Source organism: Lysinibacillus sp. NPDC047702, assembly GCF_050272555.1.
In the GTDB taxonomy this organism is placed as follows: Bacteria; Bacillota; Bacilli; order Bacillales_A; family Planococcaceae; genus Lysinibacillus.
In genome coordinates, this window is sequence record NZ_JBNNMG010000011.1 from 47,915 (window position 1) to 63,286 (window position 15,372).

11 protein-coding genes are annotated in these 15,372 nt (G+C 38.3%); 7 read left to right on the forward strand and 4 right to left on the reverse strand.

Features of this window, described 5'->3' with window-relative positions; translation table 11 throughout:
• Window positions 1-48: 48 nt before the first annotated feature.
• Window positions 49-2,070 carry an EAL domain-containing protein gene (locus ACQKIM_RS08255; protein ID WP_427541790.1) on the reverse strand — a complete coding sequence of 674 codons (2,022 nt, stop codon included), beginning with the start codon at window positions 2,068-2,070 and terminating at the stop codon, window positions 49-51.
• Window positions 2,071-2,256: 186 nt separating this feature from the next.
• Between ACQKIM_RS08255 and ACQKIM_RS08260 the strand changes: the two genes are divergently transcribed.
• The 4 genes from ACQKIM_RS08260 to ACQKIM_RS08275 all read left to right on the forward strand — a co-directional run bounded on the left by ACQKIM_RS08260 (window position 2,257) and on the right by ACQKIM_RS08275 (window position 8,045).
• Window positions 2,257-3,150 carry a DMT family transporter gene (locus ACQKIM_RS08260; protein ID WP_427541792.1) on the forward strand — a complete coding sequence of 298 codons (894 nt, stop codon included), beginning with the start codon at window positions 2,257-2,259 and terminating at the stop codon, window positions 3,148-3,150.
• A 75-nt stretch (window positions 3,151-3,225) separates the two neighbouring features.
• Complete coding sequence (locus tag ACQKIM_RS08265; protein ID WP_427541795.1) at window positions 3,226-4,947, forward strand: ABC transporter ATP-binding protein; 1,722 nt, start codon at window positions 3,226-3,228, stop codon at window positions 4,945-4,947.
• Window positions 4,947-6,779 (forward strand): ABC transporter ATP-binding protein, encoded by a 1,833-nt coding sequence (locus ACQKIM_RS08270; protein ID WP_427541798.1) that lies wholly within the window; start codon window positions 4,947-4,949, stop codon window positions 6,777-6,779. The genes ACQKIM_RS08265 and ACQKIM_RS08270 overlap by 1 nt, the downstream gene beginning before the upstream one ends.
• A 399-nt stretch (window positions 6,780-7,178) precedes the next feature.
• Window positions 7,179-8,045, forward strand: coding sequence for a GNAT family N-acetyltransferase (locus ACQKIM_RS08275; protein ID WP_427541801.1), 867 nt, complete (start codon window positions 7,179-7,181; stop codon window positions 8,043-8,045).
• Window positions 8,046-8,337: 292 nt separating this feature from the next.
• On the opposite strand, the gene helD is transcribed toward ACQKIM_RS08275, so the two are convergent.
• Window positions 8,338-10,566 (reverse strand): RNA polymerase recycling motor HelD, encoded by a 2,229-nt coding sequence (gene helD / locus ACQKIM_RS08280; protein ID WP_427541803.1) that lies wholly within the window; start codon window positions 10,564-10,566, stop codon window positions 8,338-8,340.
• Window positions 10,567-10,749: 183 nt separating this feature from the next.
• On the opposite strand from helD, the gene ACQKIM_RS08285 reads away from it, so the two are divergent.
• Window positions 10,750-11,481, forward strand: coding sequence for a glycerophosphodiester phosphodiesterase family protein (locus ACQKIM_RS08285; RefSeq protein ID WP_427541806.1), 732 nt, complete (start codon window positions 10,750-10,752; stop codon window positions 11,479-11,481).
• A 61-nt stretch (window positions 11,482-11,542) separates the two neighbouring features.
• Here ACQKIM_RS08285 and ACQKIM_RS08290 read toward each other — a convergent pair whose 3' ends face one another.
• Window positions 11,543-12,565 (reverse strand): DUF2804 domain-containing protein, encoded by a 1,023-nt coding sequence (locus ACQKIM_RS08290; RefSeq protein ID WP_427541809.1) that lies wholly within the window; start codon window positions 12,563-12,565, stop codon window positions 11,543-11,545.
• A 182-nt stretch (window positions 12,566-12,747) separates the two neighbouring features.
• Here ACQKIM_RS08290 and ACQKIM_RS08295 point away from each other — a divergent pair, with 182 nt between their 5' ends.
• Both ACQKIM_RS08295 and ACQKIM_RS08300 read left to right on the forward strand, forming a co-directional pair.
• Entirely contained in the window at window positions 12,748-13,242 is a 495-nt protein-coding gene (locus ACQKIM_RS08295) for an amidase domain-containing protein (RefSeq protein ID WP_427541812.1), read from the forward strand.
• Window positions 13,243-13,341: 99 nt separating this feature from the next.
• A complete protein-coding gene (locus tag ACQKIM_RS08300; protein WP_427541815.1) occupies window positions 13,342-13,914 on the forward strand; it encodes a nitroreductase family protein in 573 nt (190 codons plus the stop codon).
• A 53-nt stretch (window positions 13,915-13,967) separates the two neighbouring features.
• On the opposite strand, the gene ACQKIM_RS08305 is transcribed toward ACQKIM_RS08300, so the two are convergent.
• Entirely contained in the window at window positions 13,968-15,350 is a 1,383-nt protein-coding gene (locus tag ACQKIM_RS08305; protein WP_427541818.1) for a dipeptidase, read from the reverse strand.
• Window positions 15,351-15,372: the final 22 nt, after the last annotated feature.

Here is a 15,372-nt window from a genome sequence, read left to right on the forward strand (position 1 = left end):
GGCTGCGTTTGAATCATTTACTCTAACGTAGCCTCCATTTGTTTTTTTCTATTTTACGAGCAATGCTTCTATTTCCTCTGGGGTAGCAGGCTTACTAATGTAATAGCCTTGAATAGCGTCACAGCCATAAGTAATTAAAAGGTCTGCTTGCTCTGCTGTTTCAACACCCTCTGCTACAACCTTAAGTTCCATCGATTTTCCAAGCTGCACCATGCCGTGCATTAGCTTTTGGGTCTTTTCAGATTTTAGTAAGGAGCTTGTAAATGTTTTATCAATTTTCAATGTATCTATCGGTAAAATTTGCATGTATCGGAATGAGCCATACCCGGTACCGAAGTCATCTAGAATAAAGGAAATTCCCTCGTTTTCTAGCTTACGCATTTGCTGAGTGATGAAGGTAGCAGCCTCTGCCTCTAGTGCAAATTTTTCTGTAATTTCAATTTGAATAAGGCTGGCAGGACAACCTGTTTTAGCTAGCTTTTCAAGAATTGATTTTGCCATATTTTTATCACGGAATTCGCGAACAGAAGAGTTTATAGATACCTTCATATCTAAGCCGGCTTTTTTCCAAATTAACGCCTGTTCACATGCCTTTTCCAGCATAAAGGAACCAATATTGTTAATGAGACCAGTCTCCTCTGCAATTGGAATAAGTTCGTCAGGTGCTACAACGCCGATTACCTCATCTTCCCAACGGACTAGTGCCTCTACAGCTGTAATTTTTCCTGAATAAACATCAATTTGGGGCTGATATAATACTTTCAAATTCTTTTGATCTAGAGCCTGAAGTAAGCGTTTTTCAATTAAAGCTTTTCGATTCAAGGCCTTATGAGTAGCTTTAGATAATGAGACAATTTTATCGCCGCCTGCCTCACGAACATTAGAAATAGTTGCGATAGATGCTTTCATTAGTTGAGAAAATGTTGTCTGATCTTCTGGATATCGTGTAATACCACCACTAATAGAAATTGGTACAGCGATATTGCTGCTATAAATTGGATGCTGTTGTAGATAGGACAGGAAACCTTGAATAAACCACTCACTTAAAGGTGTGATGACAACAAAATCATTTTCATTAATGCGTGCCATTGTACTATCTTGGAAATACATTTTAATACGGTTTGTAAATTCTACAATAAGGCTTTGATCGATTTGCTGATCATGTAGCTCTTTTAATGTGTAAAATTTATCAATACTTAAATAGACAAAAGAAAAGTGTCTCTCATCCTCAATCATATTAGAAATTACTTTTTCAAGTCGATGTGCATTCATAAGACCTGTTTCAGTATCTATATAAGCAATTTTTTCTAATTGATGCTGGATTGTTTTTGATTTGGTGATGTCCTTCTCGATTAAAATAAATTGTTGGTCATTTGTTTCAAGATTAAAGGTCGGGATAGCTGTTAGAAGTACCCAATAAGATTGGCCTGTTTTTGTAACTTTTTCAACCTCACCTTGCCATGTATGACCATTGTTTAAATTACGCCAAATAGTGTTTGTAATCTTTTCACTTACTTCATTGTCAGGGAATAGCTGCCAAAACGTCTTGCCAATGACGCGCTTTGGAGTCCACTGACTTGTCTTTAGAAATTCAGCATTACATTCTAAAATAAAACCATCATGATCAAGGGTAACGGTCATAAATGCTACGTCTAACCCTTGCTTTAAATTTATAAGTGTACTGCTATTTGAGACAGAATTAATCATTAATTCTGGCAGCATAAATAACAGGAGAATATACGTCTCTCCTTGCTCTATAAATGGTTTAGCCAGCAATGCTGCAGTAATCTCTTCATTTCTAAATGTGACCACTTGAACTTGATCTATATACGTACTTTCATCATTGTGTAGAATAGCCTGAAACGTCTCTAATGATAACTGACGCAGTAGATTTTCATGTATGAATGGAGTAGTATTTCCTTTAATATCTGTTGCTAAAATACCAAATAGTTGTTCAGCAGGTTTTCCCAAAATAATAGCTTGTCCATCTTGATTCATGACAATTGCAGGAAAAGGAAGTGAATTTAAATAATGTTCATCAATCGTAAATGATTTATGCATATGACTCATGATTATTCGATCTCCTTGGGTAATCTATATATACTAATATTATAGTTAATTATCGGGAATTAGTCATTATGAATATATTTGTAAATATTTGATGGTGAAAAATATTAGGACTTTTCTAGTGAAATGCAAGAAAAGTTTTGAAGAAAAATAACATTTTTTAGTACGTATATAGGAAGCAGGAATTGTATGGAACGATTAAAAGGAATAATATTTATCGTAACTGGCTCAATGTTGTGGGGTGCAACTGGGCCTTTAATGGAATGGTTACTTAGCCATACACCATTAACAGTCTCCTTTATGTTAACAATTCGACTATCGGTTGCAGGTATACTATTGCTTATATATTTACTGTTAACAAGAAAGGATATTTTTGGGATTTGGCAACAAAAACTATGGAGTAGACAGCTCATTATATTCGGTATAGCCGGAATGTTGGGCGTGCAGTTTGCCTTTGTGGCAGCAATTAATGCGAGTAATGCGGTATTAGCAACCCTATTACAGTTTTTAGCACCAATATTTGTTGTTGCTTATGTCTCTCTTAGTTTAAAGAAATGGCCTCCAAAATATCAAGTGTTAGGGATTATTGGTACACTCATAGGTCTGTTCCTCCTACTAACGAACGCTTCATTTGACGCTTTGTTAGTTAGTAAAAAAGCCTTGTTATGGGGAGTAGCTGTTGGTCTAACGTTTGCCTTCTACACATTGTATCCAGCACGTCTAATGAAAGAGTGGAATGTTCTACTCGTTGTCGGGTGGGGGATGCTGATAGGTGGGGGAACATTGGGAATTATTGGTCGTGTATGGCAGTCAAATCTGTGGATAGTGTTCACAGATTTGAAGATAATAGGGTTGATGCTGGCACTCATATTCTTTGGAACAGTAGCTTTTGTGCTGTTTTTAAGCAGTATGAGATATATTACAGCAGTTGAGACTAGCGTACTATCTAGTATCGAGCCTTTAACAGCTATGGCAATTTCAGTAATTGTGTTTGGTACAAATTTAGGTTTTTGGCAATTAGTTGGTGTGTTTGTTATGCTTGTTTGTGTAACATGGCTTTCAGTAGCTGGAGAAAAAGCATAAAAGTATTATCTAACCAGGTGTTTATTACTATTTTGAAAATTTGCAAAATTCCTATAAGTAACAAGGGGGAAGAATATGAAAGAAATTTTTTCCTATGTAAAGCCTTATAAATGGACAGCATTTATCGCGTTATGTTTAATGCTACTGGAGTTATTTGTTGAGCTAGTTCAGCCGCTTATAATGGCTAAAATCATAGATGATGGAGTACGAGCTCAAAACCAGGGCATGATTTTACAATGGGGTGCTATATTACTAGCTCTTTCATTTGTAGCTTTTTTTGCTGGTGTCATTAATTCATATTTTTCATCACATACCGCACAAAGCTTTTCTTATGATTTACGAAATGCGATGTTTGAAAAAATTCAAGCATTTACATTAGCTACTTATCAAAAGTTTTCAACTGCCTCACTAATTACGAGGCTGACAAATGATGTGACACAGGTACAAACCGTGCTTTTTATGAGTCTGCGAATTATGCTTCGAGCACCGTTGGCTGTTATTGGTAGTATTGTAATGGCTTTTGTTGTCAATGCAAAGCTTGCATTATTTTTAGTAATTGGTGCACCAGTAATCTTTATTTTTCTTATTTTTATGGTAACAAAAGGTGTGTCTTATTTTGGACTCGTTCAAAAGAGGATAGATCGTTTAAATCGTGTACTACAGGAAAATTTACAGGCTATCCGTTTGGTTAAGGCTTATTTACGTGGTGCCTATGAAGCCTCTCGTTTTGATGAGGTAGCTTCACGCTTAAAATTAGATACAGTCAAAGCTTTGCGTACTATGGAGTATATTATGCCTGTACTACTATTCATCATGAATATGAGTTTACTTGCCGTTTTGTGGTTTGGGACAAAGCAAATAGCTTCTGGTACAACACCGCTTGGCGATATTGTGGCGATTGTCAATTATGCAATGCGTATGACAGGCTCATTTTCAATGTTTGCGTTTATTATTATTTTTTATGCCCGTGCCAAGGCCTCTGCAGAACGTATGGCAGAAGTTCTATCTATTGAAAATGAGACTGAGCTTTCATCATCTGTGGAAAGTGCCTCTAGCGGAAGACATTTTGGCGAATTGATCTTTGACAACGTTAGCTTTACATATCCAGGTGGAGACTCTCCAGTATTAGCGAATGTAAGCTTTAGTGTTAAATCAGGTGAAAAATTAGCCATAATGGGTGCTACAGGTGCAGGTAAATCAACATTATTACAGCTAATTCCACGCTTTTATGATGTCACTGAGGGGCGAATAGTAGTAGAAGGCAAGGATATTCAGCAATGGGACTTACAAGAGCTTAGGGAGATTATTGGTTATGTCCCACAGCAATCCTTATTATTTACAGGTAGCATTGCAGACAATGTTAAATGGGGTGACATTGATGCTGAAATGGATGCTGTGCGACAGGCAACGATGCAAGCACAAATTCATGCTTCTGTAGAAGATTTCCCACAGGGTTACGAGACAAGAGTTGGGCAGAAGGGTGTTAATCTTTCAGGCGGCCAAAAACAAAGGCTATCTATTGCAAGAGCGTTATTACGAAAAGGTCATCTACTAATGCTGGACGATAGTACAAGTGCGCTTGACGTAAAAACGGAACAGGCATTATGGAAGGCGCTGAGCAAGGAACCGGCAACTATGCTCGTTGTAACTCAGAAAATACGTACAGCTAAAGGGGCAGATCGAATATTACTAATCGATGCAGGGGAAGTAGTAGCATATGGCACGCATAAAGAGCTACTACAGACTTCTGAGCTCTATAAAAAAATCGCAGTCTCCCAGCAGGAGGTAGAGAAATAATGGCATTTTTCCACAAACCTTTTGGCTATGAGCCGATTTTGACAAAAGATGATGTACAGCAGATTGTTAAGAAAAAGAAAGGACCTCGTGCGACAGATTGGCGAAGTACATTGTTGAGATTATGGAAAATTGTCGATGAACAACGTGTACTCTTAATGATTGTGCTTTTACTTGTCATGGTGAGTTCAATTTTAGCTCTTCTTGGACCATATATAATCGGAAAAATGATAGATATGTATGTGATGCATGGTGAGCTTGCAGGTCTTAGTAAGGGCATTATGTTGTTAATCGGCATTTATGCTCTACTAGCAGTGGCGTTATTTTTACAAAATTATTGGATGATAGGCATTGCTCAGCAAACAATTTATAGACTGCGTACAAGCGTATTTGCACATTTTCAAAGACTGCCTATTTCATTTTTTGACCGCCGTCAGCATGGAGAGCTAATGAGTCGGATGACAAATGATATAGAAGCGGTAAGTTCAACATTAAATAGTTCCTTCATCCAGGTGTTTTCCAGTGTTTTAACGCTTACAGGTACTGTAATTATCATGCTAAGCCTAAGCCCTTTACTAACGGTATTAACGATGACCATTATACCGATTATGTTTTGGGCAATGCGCTGGGTTACTCGAAGAACAGCTCCATTATTTAAACAGCAGCAAGTGGCTATTGGAGCGCTTAACGGTATGATTGAAGAGACAATTTCAGGTCAACGAATTGTGAAGGCCTTCTCACAAGAGGAAAGAATGATGGAGGAGTTTCGTGAAAAAAGCTTGCGATTAAAAACAACAGGCTTTTGGGCACAGACATATTCAGGCTATATTCCAAAGGTCATGAACTTCTTAAACAATATGAGCTTTACAATTGTAGCCGGGATTGGAGGCGTGCTTGCTCTTTATGGTCATGTGTCAATTGGGGTCATAGTTATTTTTACCGAATATGCACGCCAGTTTACTCGTCCACTAAATGATTTGGCCAATCAATTTAATACAGTTTTATCGGCAATTGCTGGTGCTGAAAGGGTATTTGCATTACTGGATGAACAGCCTGAAGTGGAAACAGCTTCAGCACAAAAGCATAAATTATTAGGACAGGTGAGCTTCCAACATGTTTATTTTAAATATGAACAGGAGGAAGAAGCTTATACGTTAAAGGATGTTAGTTTTCAAGTAGAGCCAGGTCAAACAGTAGCCCTTGTAGGAGCAACAGGTGCAGGAAAGACAACTATCTTACAGCTTATTGCAAGATTTTATGAGGTAACAAAGGGCGAGGTTTTATTTGATGGTGTAAACATTCAACAAATAGAACGACAAGCATTACGTTCGCAAATGGCCTTTGTGCTTCAGGACCCGTTTTTGTTCGAAGCGTCAGTGCGAGAGAATATTCGTTATGGCCGATTAGATGCGAGCGATGAAGAAATAGTAGAAGCGGCTAAGCGTTCAAATGCTCACGACTTTATCATAAAGTTAAAAAATGGCTATGATACTATTCTTGCGGCAGATGGTCGAGAAATTTCACAGGGGCAAAAGCAGCTGCTATCCATAGCTCGAGCATTAATTGCTAATCCTAGGATATTATTACTTGATGAGGCTACAAGCAGTATTGATACTGTTACTGAGCTTGCCATTCAAGAGGCGCTGGACATATTAATGCAGGGGCGTACAAGCTTTGTTATTGCTCATCGCTTAAATACCGTACACAATGCGGATATTGTACTCGTTATGCACAAGGGTGAATTAGTTGAAGCAGGTCCTCAACAACAGTTAATTGAATCTGGTGGCATTTATGCGCAAATGTTACAATCTTCTTCATATCATCTTGAAGAATAAACTATTTTAGTCATGGATTGGAGTGATCTCTTTGGGATCGCTCCTTTCTTAGTGTTGAACGCAAAACTGGAAGAAGAGTCGTAAATAAGGCATCATTGGTAAACATTTAAATGAAATAAAGACTATTTCCTTATATTGAAAATGTAATTTATTTGTATAAATGGTATAATTATAAGGAGGGTTGAAATATTGAGTGAGAGCGCTTAGTATGAGTATGTATCTATAAATTCTAGTAATTTTCAGTTATTAAAGTTATTAATGATTGTATAAATCCATTTATTTTCCTTATATTAAAAACAAAATAGTTGATTATTAGAAGTTACTATTATAATTTGTTGCAAGCTGATTTTCTTTCTTGCTACAATAGGGCAATAGTCTGATTTAAGAACGGAGTAAACGATGAATATTTCAGTAATGACGGTGTCTTTTCCGTTAGATGGGGAAACATTAAAAGAAGTAACATTATTATGTGAAGAAGCGACCGTACATGATTACCGTGTATATGAAACTGCAATGGGAGTTCCTATGGCGGGATCTTTTGAAACAAAGGGTTTTATGATACTTGCTTATGAAGATGATAAGGATGTGTTAGTAGGAGCAGCAAGTGCTGTAGACTTAATGGGGCTTCATACATATGAATGGTCTCTAGTAGTAACGCCTGCTTATCGTCAAAAAGGAATCGGAACCGCTTTAGTGGAAGCTTTACAGGCTGGTCTTCAAGAGCGTGGAGCAGAGGGGCAATTGGCTGTAGTAATAGATGGATCACCCTTTGGTCATACGTTTATTGAAAATAAAGGCTTTACATATAGCTTTTCAGAGGCAACTTTAGAAACAAGAGCAGAATCAGTAAATTTAAACAAGGATGTTGAAATTACTCCATATGCAGGTGAGCAGGCAGAGCTGATCGACATTTATAGTGAAGCGTTTGGGGATTTACCGGAGGAGTCTGAAGAGCTAATAGCCTTTAATACATCTACGGATGGCAGAAAGCTATGGCTGGCCCGTAAGGACGGTGAAGTCGTTGGAACAGTGACAACTGCTCAGGAAAATGAAATTCAATGGGTCACAGCATTAGCCGTACATCCAAATTGTGAAGGGCAGGGCATTGGTACAGCTATGCTATCCTTTTCCAAGGACTATGCAAGTAAAATCGGAGCGAAATTTGTGATGCTTGATGTAGAAATTGACAATGGAAAAGCCCTTTCTGTTTATGAAAAGGCTGGCTTTATGAAGGCTCAACAAATAGATTATTATGTAAAGCAGTAGAAAGAAAGGTAAGGAGGAAAAAGTACTCCTTACCTTTTTAATTAAGCTTTTTTATCATAAATACCTACTATCCTCATATAGTATTAATAACCCTATGAAAGGAGTCGTTACTCTTGCGCATGCCAGCATTGCCTAAAAAGAAGTCTCCTCCAAAGGAAGCACCCAGCTCATGGTGGAAGGTTGTTAAAGCGTATTTATCTCGAGGGAAGTTTTACCGTTTACCACCTCGGAATTAATAAAGGAGCATTAGAAAAGTCGCCCAAATAGCGACTTTTTATTACTTATAGGAATTTTAGCTTTCTAAAAGAAAAGCCTCCTTTGATGAACCGATTAAATAGAGTTCATGCATTGCCCTTGTAAGTGCCACATACAGTAGTTTTCTGTCAAGCTTTGTATCATAGAAAGGTGTATCGAAGGCAGTGACGATGACTGCATCAAATTCAAGTCCCTTTGCTAAATGACTTGGCACTACAAGTAATAATTCTTGGTCAATAGAATCATTTTCTGTCAGCAGTTGGGAATTAATTTTATGGTCAGTTAAAGCTTTCTGGATTTTGAGCGCCTCTGTTGACGTTTTACAAATTAACGCAATGGATCGATGTCCTTTCGTGCGTATGGATTCAAAAATCGACTTAATTTTCAGGGCATCGAATGCATTTGCTTGTATGAAGGTTGGTCCATTGCCATGACGAACTACAGGCTCCACTAATGGTAGCTGTTCTTCCATTTGTGCTAAAACCTTATTTGCGACCTCCATGATTTCAATGGTTGTACGATAACTTTTTTGAAGTGTTCTAAAGCTTGCACGGGGGAATAACTGTTGGACAGGCTCCCATGCAGTTAGTGAACGATAACTATGAATGCCTTGTGCTAAATCACCTACCATTGTAAACATATCTGTCTCAAGTCCAGCTTTTAAAGCAGCAAGCTGGAATAAACTATAGTCCTGTACTTCGTCAATAAAAACCACCCGCATTTTCCATTCATCTGAAATACCCTTTAAGCGAGCCTGTAAATAGTATAATGCGGCTAAGTCCTCAAGAGCCCATTGTTCCTTTAAGTGAGCCTGTATAAATTGCTGTTGTTCAAGGTAATGCCACTCTGGTGCAAGCTCTGCTAAAAGCTCAGGTTTTGTAAGTAGGGTACGATAGAGTATTTTTATATTATGTTTAGAGAAACGCCGCATATAAACAGCTGCTGTGGATTTAGCCTCTTTTTCAATGGCGGGTATTCGTTCATCCCGTTCATCAATAAACTTTGTAACAACACGACGACGTTTGTCATCATCTCGTATTCCATTTAAAGCTTTGCCAAGTGCTTCATCATATTTCTTATGCAACATATTTAATACAGCTTGCTTCTTTTGGCGAACATGGCTGGCTAAAATCTTTTTAATATGATCAAGCCGCTTTTCAATAGGCATATAAGATAATTCGTATAAGAACAGCTTTTTTAAATGAGATGCACGCATAATACAATATTTTTCAATGTAAACATCCTCAAATTGTTCAGCGATTCCCTGTTCAAGCTTTTGAATATAACGTTCTATAACATCACGATAATAAAGTGAGCCCTTCATCTCAGATATCCAAGCAATGGACTGCTGTGATCCACCTGCAACAAGAGTCTCTAACTGCTCATTAGGATTTTGAAGTTTAAGCTTAAGCTTAGTGGCAGCAAGGACATAATCTGAAAAGGTTGTTTGACAAATTTTATCAACGCCAAGTTCTGGCAAAACGTCACCAATATAATCGATAAATAGTTTATTTGGTGCTAATATCATGAGCTGCTCAGGGTTAAAATGCTCGCCCATTGTATAGAGGAAGTAAGAGATACGATGGAGAGCTATCGTTGTTTTTCCACTGCCGGCAGCACCCTGTACGATAATAGGCTGACGAAGATGCGCTCGTATAATTTCGTTCTGTTCTTTTTGAATAGTCGAGACAATTTCTGTTAAACGTACATCTGCCTTTCCAGCTAACGCTTCTTGTAGTAATTCATCATTCGTTGTTAAATCAATATCTCGTATATCAAGCAATTCACCATTTTCGATTTTATATTGACGCTTGGCAAATAGGTGACCTTTAAGGATTTCTCCTCGAACATCATACTCCATATCACCAAGGCGACCATCATAATAGACGTTTGCAACTGGTGAACGCCAGTCTACGATAATTGGTTCGTGTGTCTCTCGATGGAATAATGAGGTTTTGCCGATATAAAGAAATTCCTCTGGATCACCAGTCTTTTGAAAATGGATTCGGGCAAAATACGGCTTCTTTTGAACAGCCTCTAAGCCTTCCTTTTGGTTACGCGCCATTTCAAAAAATCGGGCGTTGGCAAGGATATTTAAATAACTCAAACTAGAGTCTAAATAATCAAGATCTGCCATCGATTGCCGAATATTCTCCTGCGCTGATTGCAAGTCTCTTCGGGATTCACTTAATATTTGATGCATATAATTTTTAGTGAAGGCTAGCCATTCCACCTCAGCCTGAAAATCTGGATGTTGTACAGTCATTTTTAGCACCTCCTAAGTACTTACAATTTCAAAGTAGATTATCATACTACTATATATAATATTTACCATCAAGCAAAAGCGTAATAGGCTAATTATGTTACTATTAGATTAGAAGCAAGAAAAGTTATTCGTGTATTATGATTTTTATCATATTAAAGGTGAGCATCATAGGAGGTTATAGATTTGGATATTTTCGCACATAGAGGAGTCTCCGCACATTACCCTGAAAATACGGCTGCTGCATTTCGAGCAGCAGCAAGGCTGTCTATTACAGGCATCGAGTTAGATGTACATGTAACAGCTGATGGTGAGCTAGTGGTCATTCATGATGAAAAGATTGATCGAACATCCAATGGCTGTGGCTATGTTAAAGATTTTACCTTACAGCAGTTGCGTGCATTTGATTTTGGTTCATGGTTTTCTGCGGAATTTGAGGGTGAAAATATTCCAACCCTGAGTGAAGTACTAGAATTGTTTGCAGGTACCAACCATCGTATTAATATAGAGCTTAAAACAGATGTAATGCCATATGACGGGATTGAAGCTCTTGTGATGAAGGAAGTTGCTGCACATCAAATGACAGAAAGAGTGATCATTTCCTCTTTTAATCATGAGTCGATACAAATTGTCTCACTGATGGCACCATATATTGAAACCGCGGCTTTATTTGCTGAAATATTAATTGATTTTAACGGCTGTGCTGCACAAATTCCAGCAAATGCAATCCATGTTACTTTACCAGCAGCATTTCGAAAATCGGTAGGTAGAGCTTTGCAAGAAGGAGCACTTGTGCGGGTTTATACAGTGAATGAGGTCGAGCATGCTAAGCATTTACAGGGACTCGGTGTGCGGGCAATTTTTACAGATGATCCAGAGAAGATTATGGCTGGATTGAGTGGGCAGAAAAAGGAATGAATAGGGGAGGAGAGTGCGCTGATACATGAATATCAGCGCGCTTGAGCCTAGTAATAATCCTTTACCATTTTGCACGATGCTCTTCGATACAGCCGAGCATTTGCTGAATAACAAGTGTTTCACCGTTATCGAGTAAAATTGAGCCAGCGTAATAACCAAACATTTGATGAACCTCAGATTTAACAAGCCCAGCATTTGTAGTGGCAACCCGTTCAAAAAAGGGAGAGAAGGTTAAGGAAATTTGATTGGAGAATTTAGACTTTACCTTCCATCTTTGCATATAATCCTCCTGATCATAATGAAACAATAAATCCTCATGAATTTTTGTCATTTTTCCATCTACAAAAACGGCATTCTCTGTCATGCCAGTTCCATCTGTCCATTTTCCGCCTAAGTTGAGGCCAATACGTCTACCTCGAACTCGCTGCGAAGCCATTCCCCAATTCCAAGTAGCCTCACGTGGCCAAATTCCTCGACCATAATCTAATACCGCAAAGTTTTCCTCTGGAGAGAATGTAAAACGGCGAGTCCCGATTGTCACAACACCTGAAGTTGGAAGTATATGATGCTTGCCAGTAAATTGAAAGGTTTTACGGTTCCAAGGGATGACTACATTTAAGGTTTCATCTGCAGGTGGATGCTGAATGATAAGCTTTGCACGTAAAACGTCTCCATCAAAGTTTGGAATTGAAACAGAAAGATGTGTTTCATTTTTGATATAGGCCATATCAATCATCATTTCACTATTTTTGAATGTTACAGATTCTAGCACTTGAGTAGGCATTTTTAGCTTTCCGCCCAATGGAATCGTTATTGTTTTTTCAAAGTAGCGCTGAGTTTCATATTCAAGGAAATAGACGAAGCAGACCGCTGCATAGTCTAGATGACTGATTGTCGCAGAGAATAAGATTTCATCACCGTAGACACACCAATAGTTCCATTTCTTTTTGCGCATGATATGACCGCTTAAATTGCTGTTTATAAGAGGCTTTCGTGCAAATCCGATGGCAGCTGGATTTAAATTACCTTTTTTATCGCATAAAAGAGTGGTTTGTAAAATCTCCTTTTCAGCATGCTGCTTCACATTCAACATCCCTTCTGGTCATAAAATAAAAGTCTATACTTTGTTAAACCTATTGTAGCAAAAACTATCTTAAAATTGGAAAAGATAGTGTTAAATCAGACCTCTTTCATCAATTATGCGAATAAGGACCTAATTAATAGAAATCCCAATGCTTACATATCATGAACATAAGGAGGGAAGGTGTGGCGAAAATGTATAACAGACAGGCTGCTGTACAGTACGCAAATTTGTGGTGGAACAGACGAAATCCAGCATTTCCAAACTTTACGGTTGATTGTACGAATTATATATCGCAATGCTTACTTGCTGGTGGGGCGCCAATGCGAGGAGCACCGAGTAGGGATAGAGGCTGGTGGATTCAACAGGGCAAATGGAGCTTTAGCTGGTCTGTTGCACATTCCCTGAGATGGTATTTGGAAGGCTCAAAAACTGGATTGAAGGGGAGGCGGGTTCAATCCGCTGAGGAATTGGATCTTGGTGATGTGATTTTTTATGATTTCCAAGGTGACGGAAGAATTGACCATTCTGTTATTGTGACAAGTATTCAGAATGGTGTTCCTTATGTGAATGCTCATACTTCAGATAGTATTAATCGACCGTATCTTTACGAGGATTCTACAGCTTTTACACCAAGCATGACTTATTATTTCTATCATATAGATGATAGTTTTGCTTAGAAAGATAGCTGTTTTAAAGCTCATCATTTTGTGATAATGTGGAAGATAGAAGAGATCCATTATAATACGATGTAATGTTATAGAAGGAGATAGTATACTATGAGCGAACAATTTTTGTCTGTTAGGGATGCCATAATTCAACGTCGTTCCATTAAAAAATTTAATGGGCAGCCAGTAGATCGTGAAGATTTATTGGAGGTTATCGATGATGCTGTATGGGCACCAAATCATGGAAATCGAGAGCCTTGGCGTTTAGTTGTTGCATGTGGTAAGGAGTTATTTGGGCTTCATGATTTATTGCGAGATTTAACGATACCTAAATGGCAAGAGCTTTCTAACGAGGACTTAACAAAGCAAATGACAAAATTCACGTTAGCAGGCGGCTATGCTTTTGTCATCGTTCCAGAGGATGCTCGTCAAAAAGAGCGTTTAGAGGATTACGCTGCAGCAAGTATCTTTATTCAAAACATTCAATTGCTAGCATGGGATAGAGGAATTGGTTCCTGCTGGAAAACGCCTGCTTTCTTAGATCAGCCAAAATTTCGTGAGGCTTTAAACGTACAGCCTGGTGAACGTATAATTGCAATGCTGCAAGTTGGCTATTTTGATGAAGTTCCAAAAGGAAAAGAACGTAAACAATCAGCAGAAATTGTCACGATTTTTGGAGAATGAAATTATAAAATCCCCTCGCTTATAGTGACGAGGGGAATTTGTTTTTCATATAGTTATTTTTGTAATGTAGCCACTTCAAATAAATAATCGCTTAGAACACGCAGTCCTTTATCGAAGTTTTCTAAATGAAAGTGTTCATTTGGAGCATGGAAGTTTTCACTAGACAAACCAAAGCCCATTAGTACAACTGGTAATTCTAAAATTTCATCAAAGGCAGCCACGATAGGAATTGAACCTCCTCCGCGTGTATAGGCAGTTGGGACGTTATATACTTTTTCATATGATCGACCAGCAGCTTGGATGAATGGGTGATCAAATGGTGTTAAGAATGGACGACCTTTATCGAATTCAGAGATTGCCACTTCAACACCAACTGGCTTGTGTTTTTCAACATGCGCCTTTAACAGTGCTACAATTTCTTCGGGTTCTTGATTTGGCACAAGACGGCATGTGATTTTAGCGCCAGCCTCAGCTGGAAGGACTGTTTTAATGCCTTCGCCTGAGAAACCGCCAAACACACCATTTACCTCTAGTGTCGGACGTGCCCAAGTACGTTCTAAATAGGAATAACCAGCCTCACCGAATAATTCCTTGACGCCAACCTCATCCTTCACTGATTCCTCATCGAAACCAAGCGCACGATATGCTTCACGTTCTTCTTCAGTTAATGGTAATATTTTGTCATAGAAGCCTTCAACTTGAATTGTGCCATGCTCATCACGGAAGGATGCCAAAATTTCTGCTAATGCATGGATAGCATTTTGTACGCCTCCACCATAAAGACCAGAATGTAAATCACCTTTAGCTCCACGAATATCAATTTGAATACCTGTTAAACCACGTAAACCATAGCATACTGCTGGCTTACCAGGACCATAAAGCCCAGTATCAGAAATTAAAATTAAGTCTGCCGCTAATTTTTCTTTATGCTCTTCTACAAAGGCAGGCAGATTTGGGCTTCCGATTTCTTCTTCGCCTTCATAAATGAATTTAACATTGACTGGTAATGTACCTGTAGTTGCAAATAGTGCCTCAATCATTTTAAGGTGCATAAACACTTGCCCTTTATCATCACTAGCACCACGAGCAAATAACTTATTGTCGCGAATTGTAGGATCAAACGGCTCACTTTCCCATAAATTTAATGGATCTACAGGTTGTACATCATAATGACCATAAAAAAGAATAGTTGGTTTACCCTCAGCATGTAGCCAATCAGCGTAAACAACAGGGTGTCCAGCAGTTTGAGTGATGGAGATATTTTCAAGATTTAGCTTTTCAAACGCATTAGAAAGCCATTGTGCGGCATTTTGAATATCACCTTTATGCTCAGATAAAGAGCTAATACTAGGAATACGTAAAAATTCCATTAATTCATTCAAATGCTCCTCACGATGTTCTGCGAAGTAAGCATCTAGTTGCTGTAAATTTGTCATCTAACATCCCTCTTTCTAATTA

Bases quoted from the DNA above. Each gene is read 5' to 3' on its own strand.
- ACQKIM_RS08255 (WP_427541790.1), bottom strand. From the start codon at position 2,070: ATGAGTCATATGCATAAATCATTTACGATTGATGAACATTATTTAAAT.
- ACQKIM_RS08260 (WP_427541792.1), top strand. From the start codon at position 2,257: ATGGAACGATTAAAAGGAATAATATTTATCGTAACTGGCTCAATGTTG.
- ACQKIM_RS08265 (WP_427541795.1), top strand. From the start codon at position 3,226: ATGAAAGAAATTTTTTCCTATGTAAAGCCTTATAAATGGACAGCATTT.
- ACQKIM_RS08270 (WP_427541798.1), top strand. From the start codon at position 4,947: ATGGCATTTTTCCACAAACCTTTTGGCTATGAGCCGATTTTGACAAAA.
- ACQKIM_RS08275 (WP_427541801.1), top strand. From the start codon at position 7,179: ATGAATATTTCAGTAATGACGGTGTCTTTTCCGTTAGATGGGGAAACA.
- helD (WP_427541803.1), bottom strand. From the start codon at position 10,566: ATGACTGTACAACATCCAGATTTTCAGGCTGAGGTGGAATGGCTAGCC.
- ACQKIM_RS08300 (WP_427541815.1), top strand. From the start codon at position 13,342: ATGAGCGAACAATTTTTGTCTGTTAGGGATGCCATAATTCAACGTCGT.
- ACQKIM_RS08305 (WP_427541818.1), bottom strand. From the start codon at position 15,350: ATGACAAATTTACAGCAACTAGATGCTTACTTCGCAGAACATCGTGAG.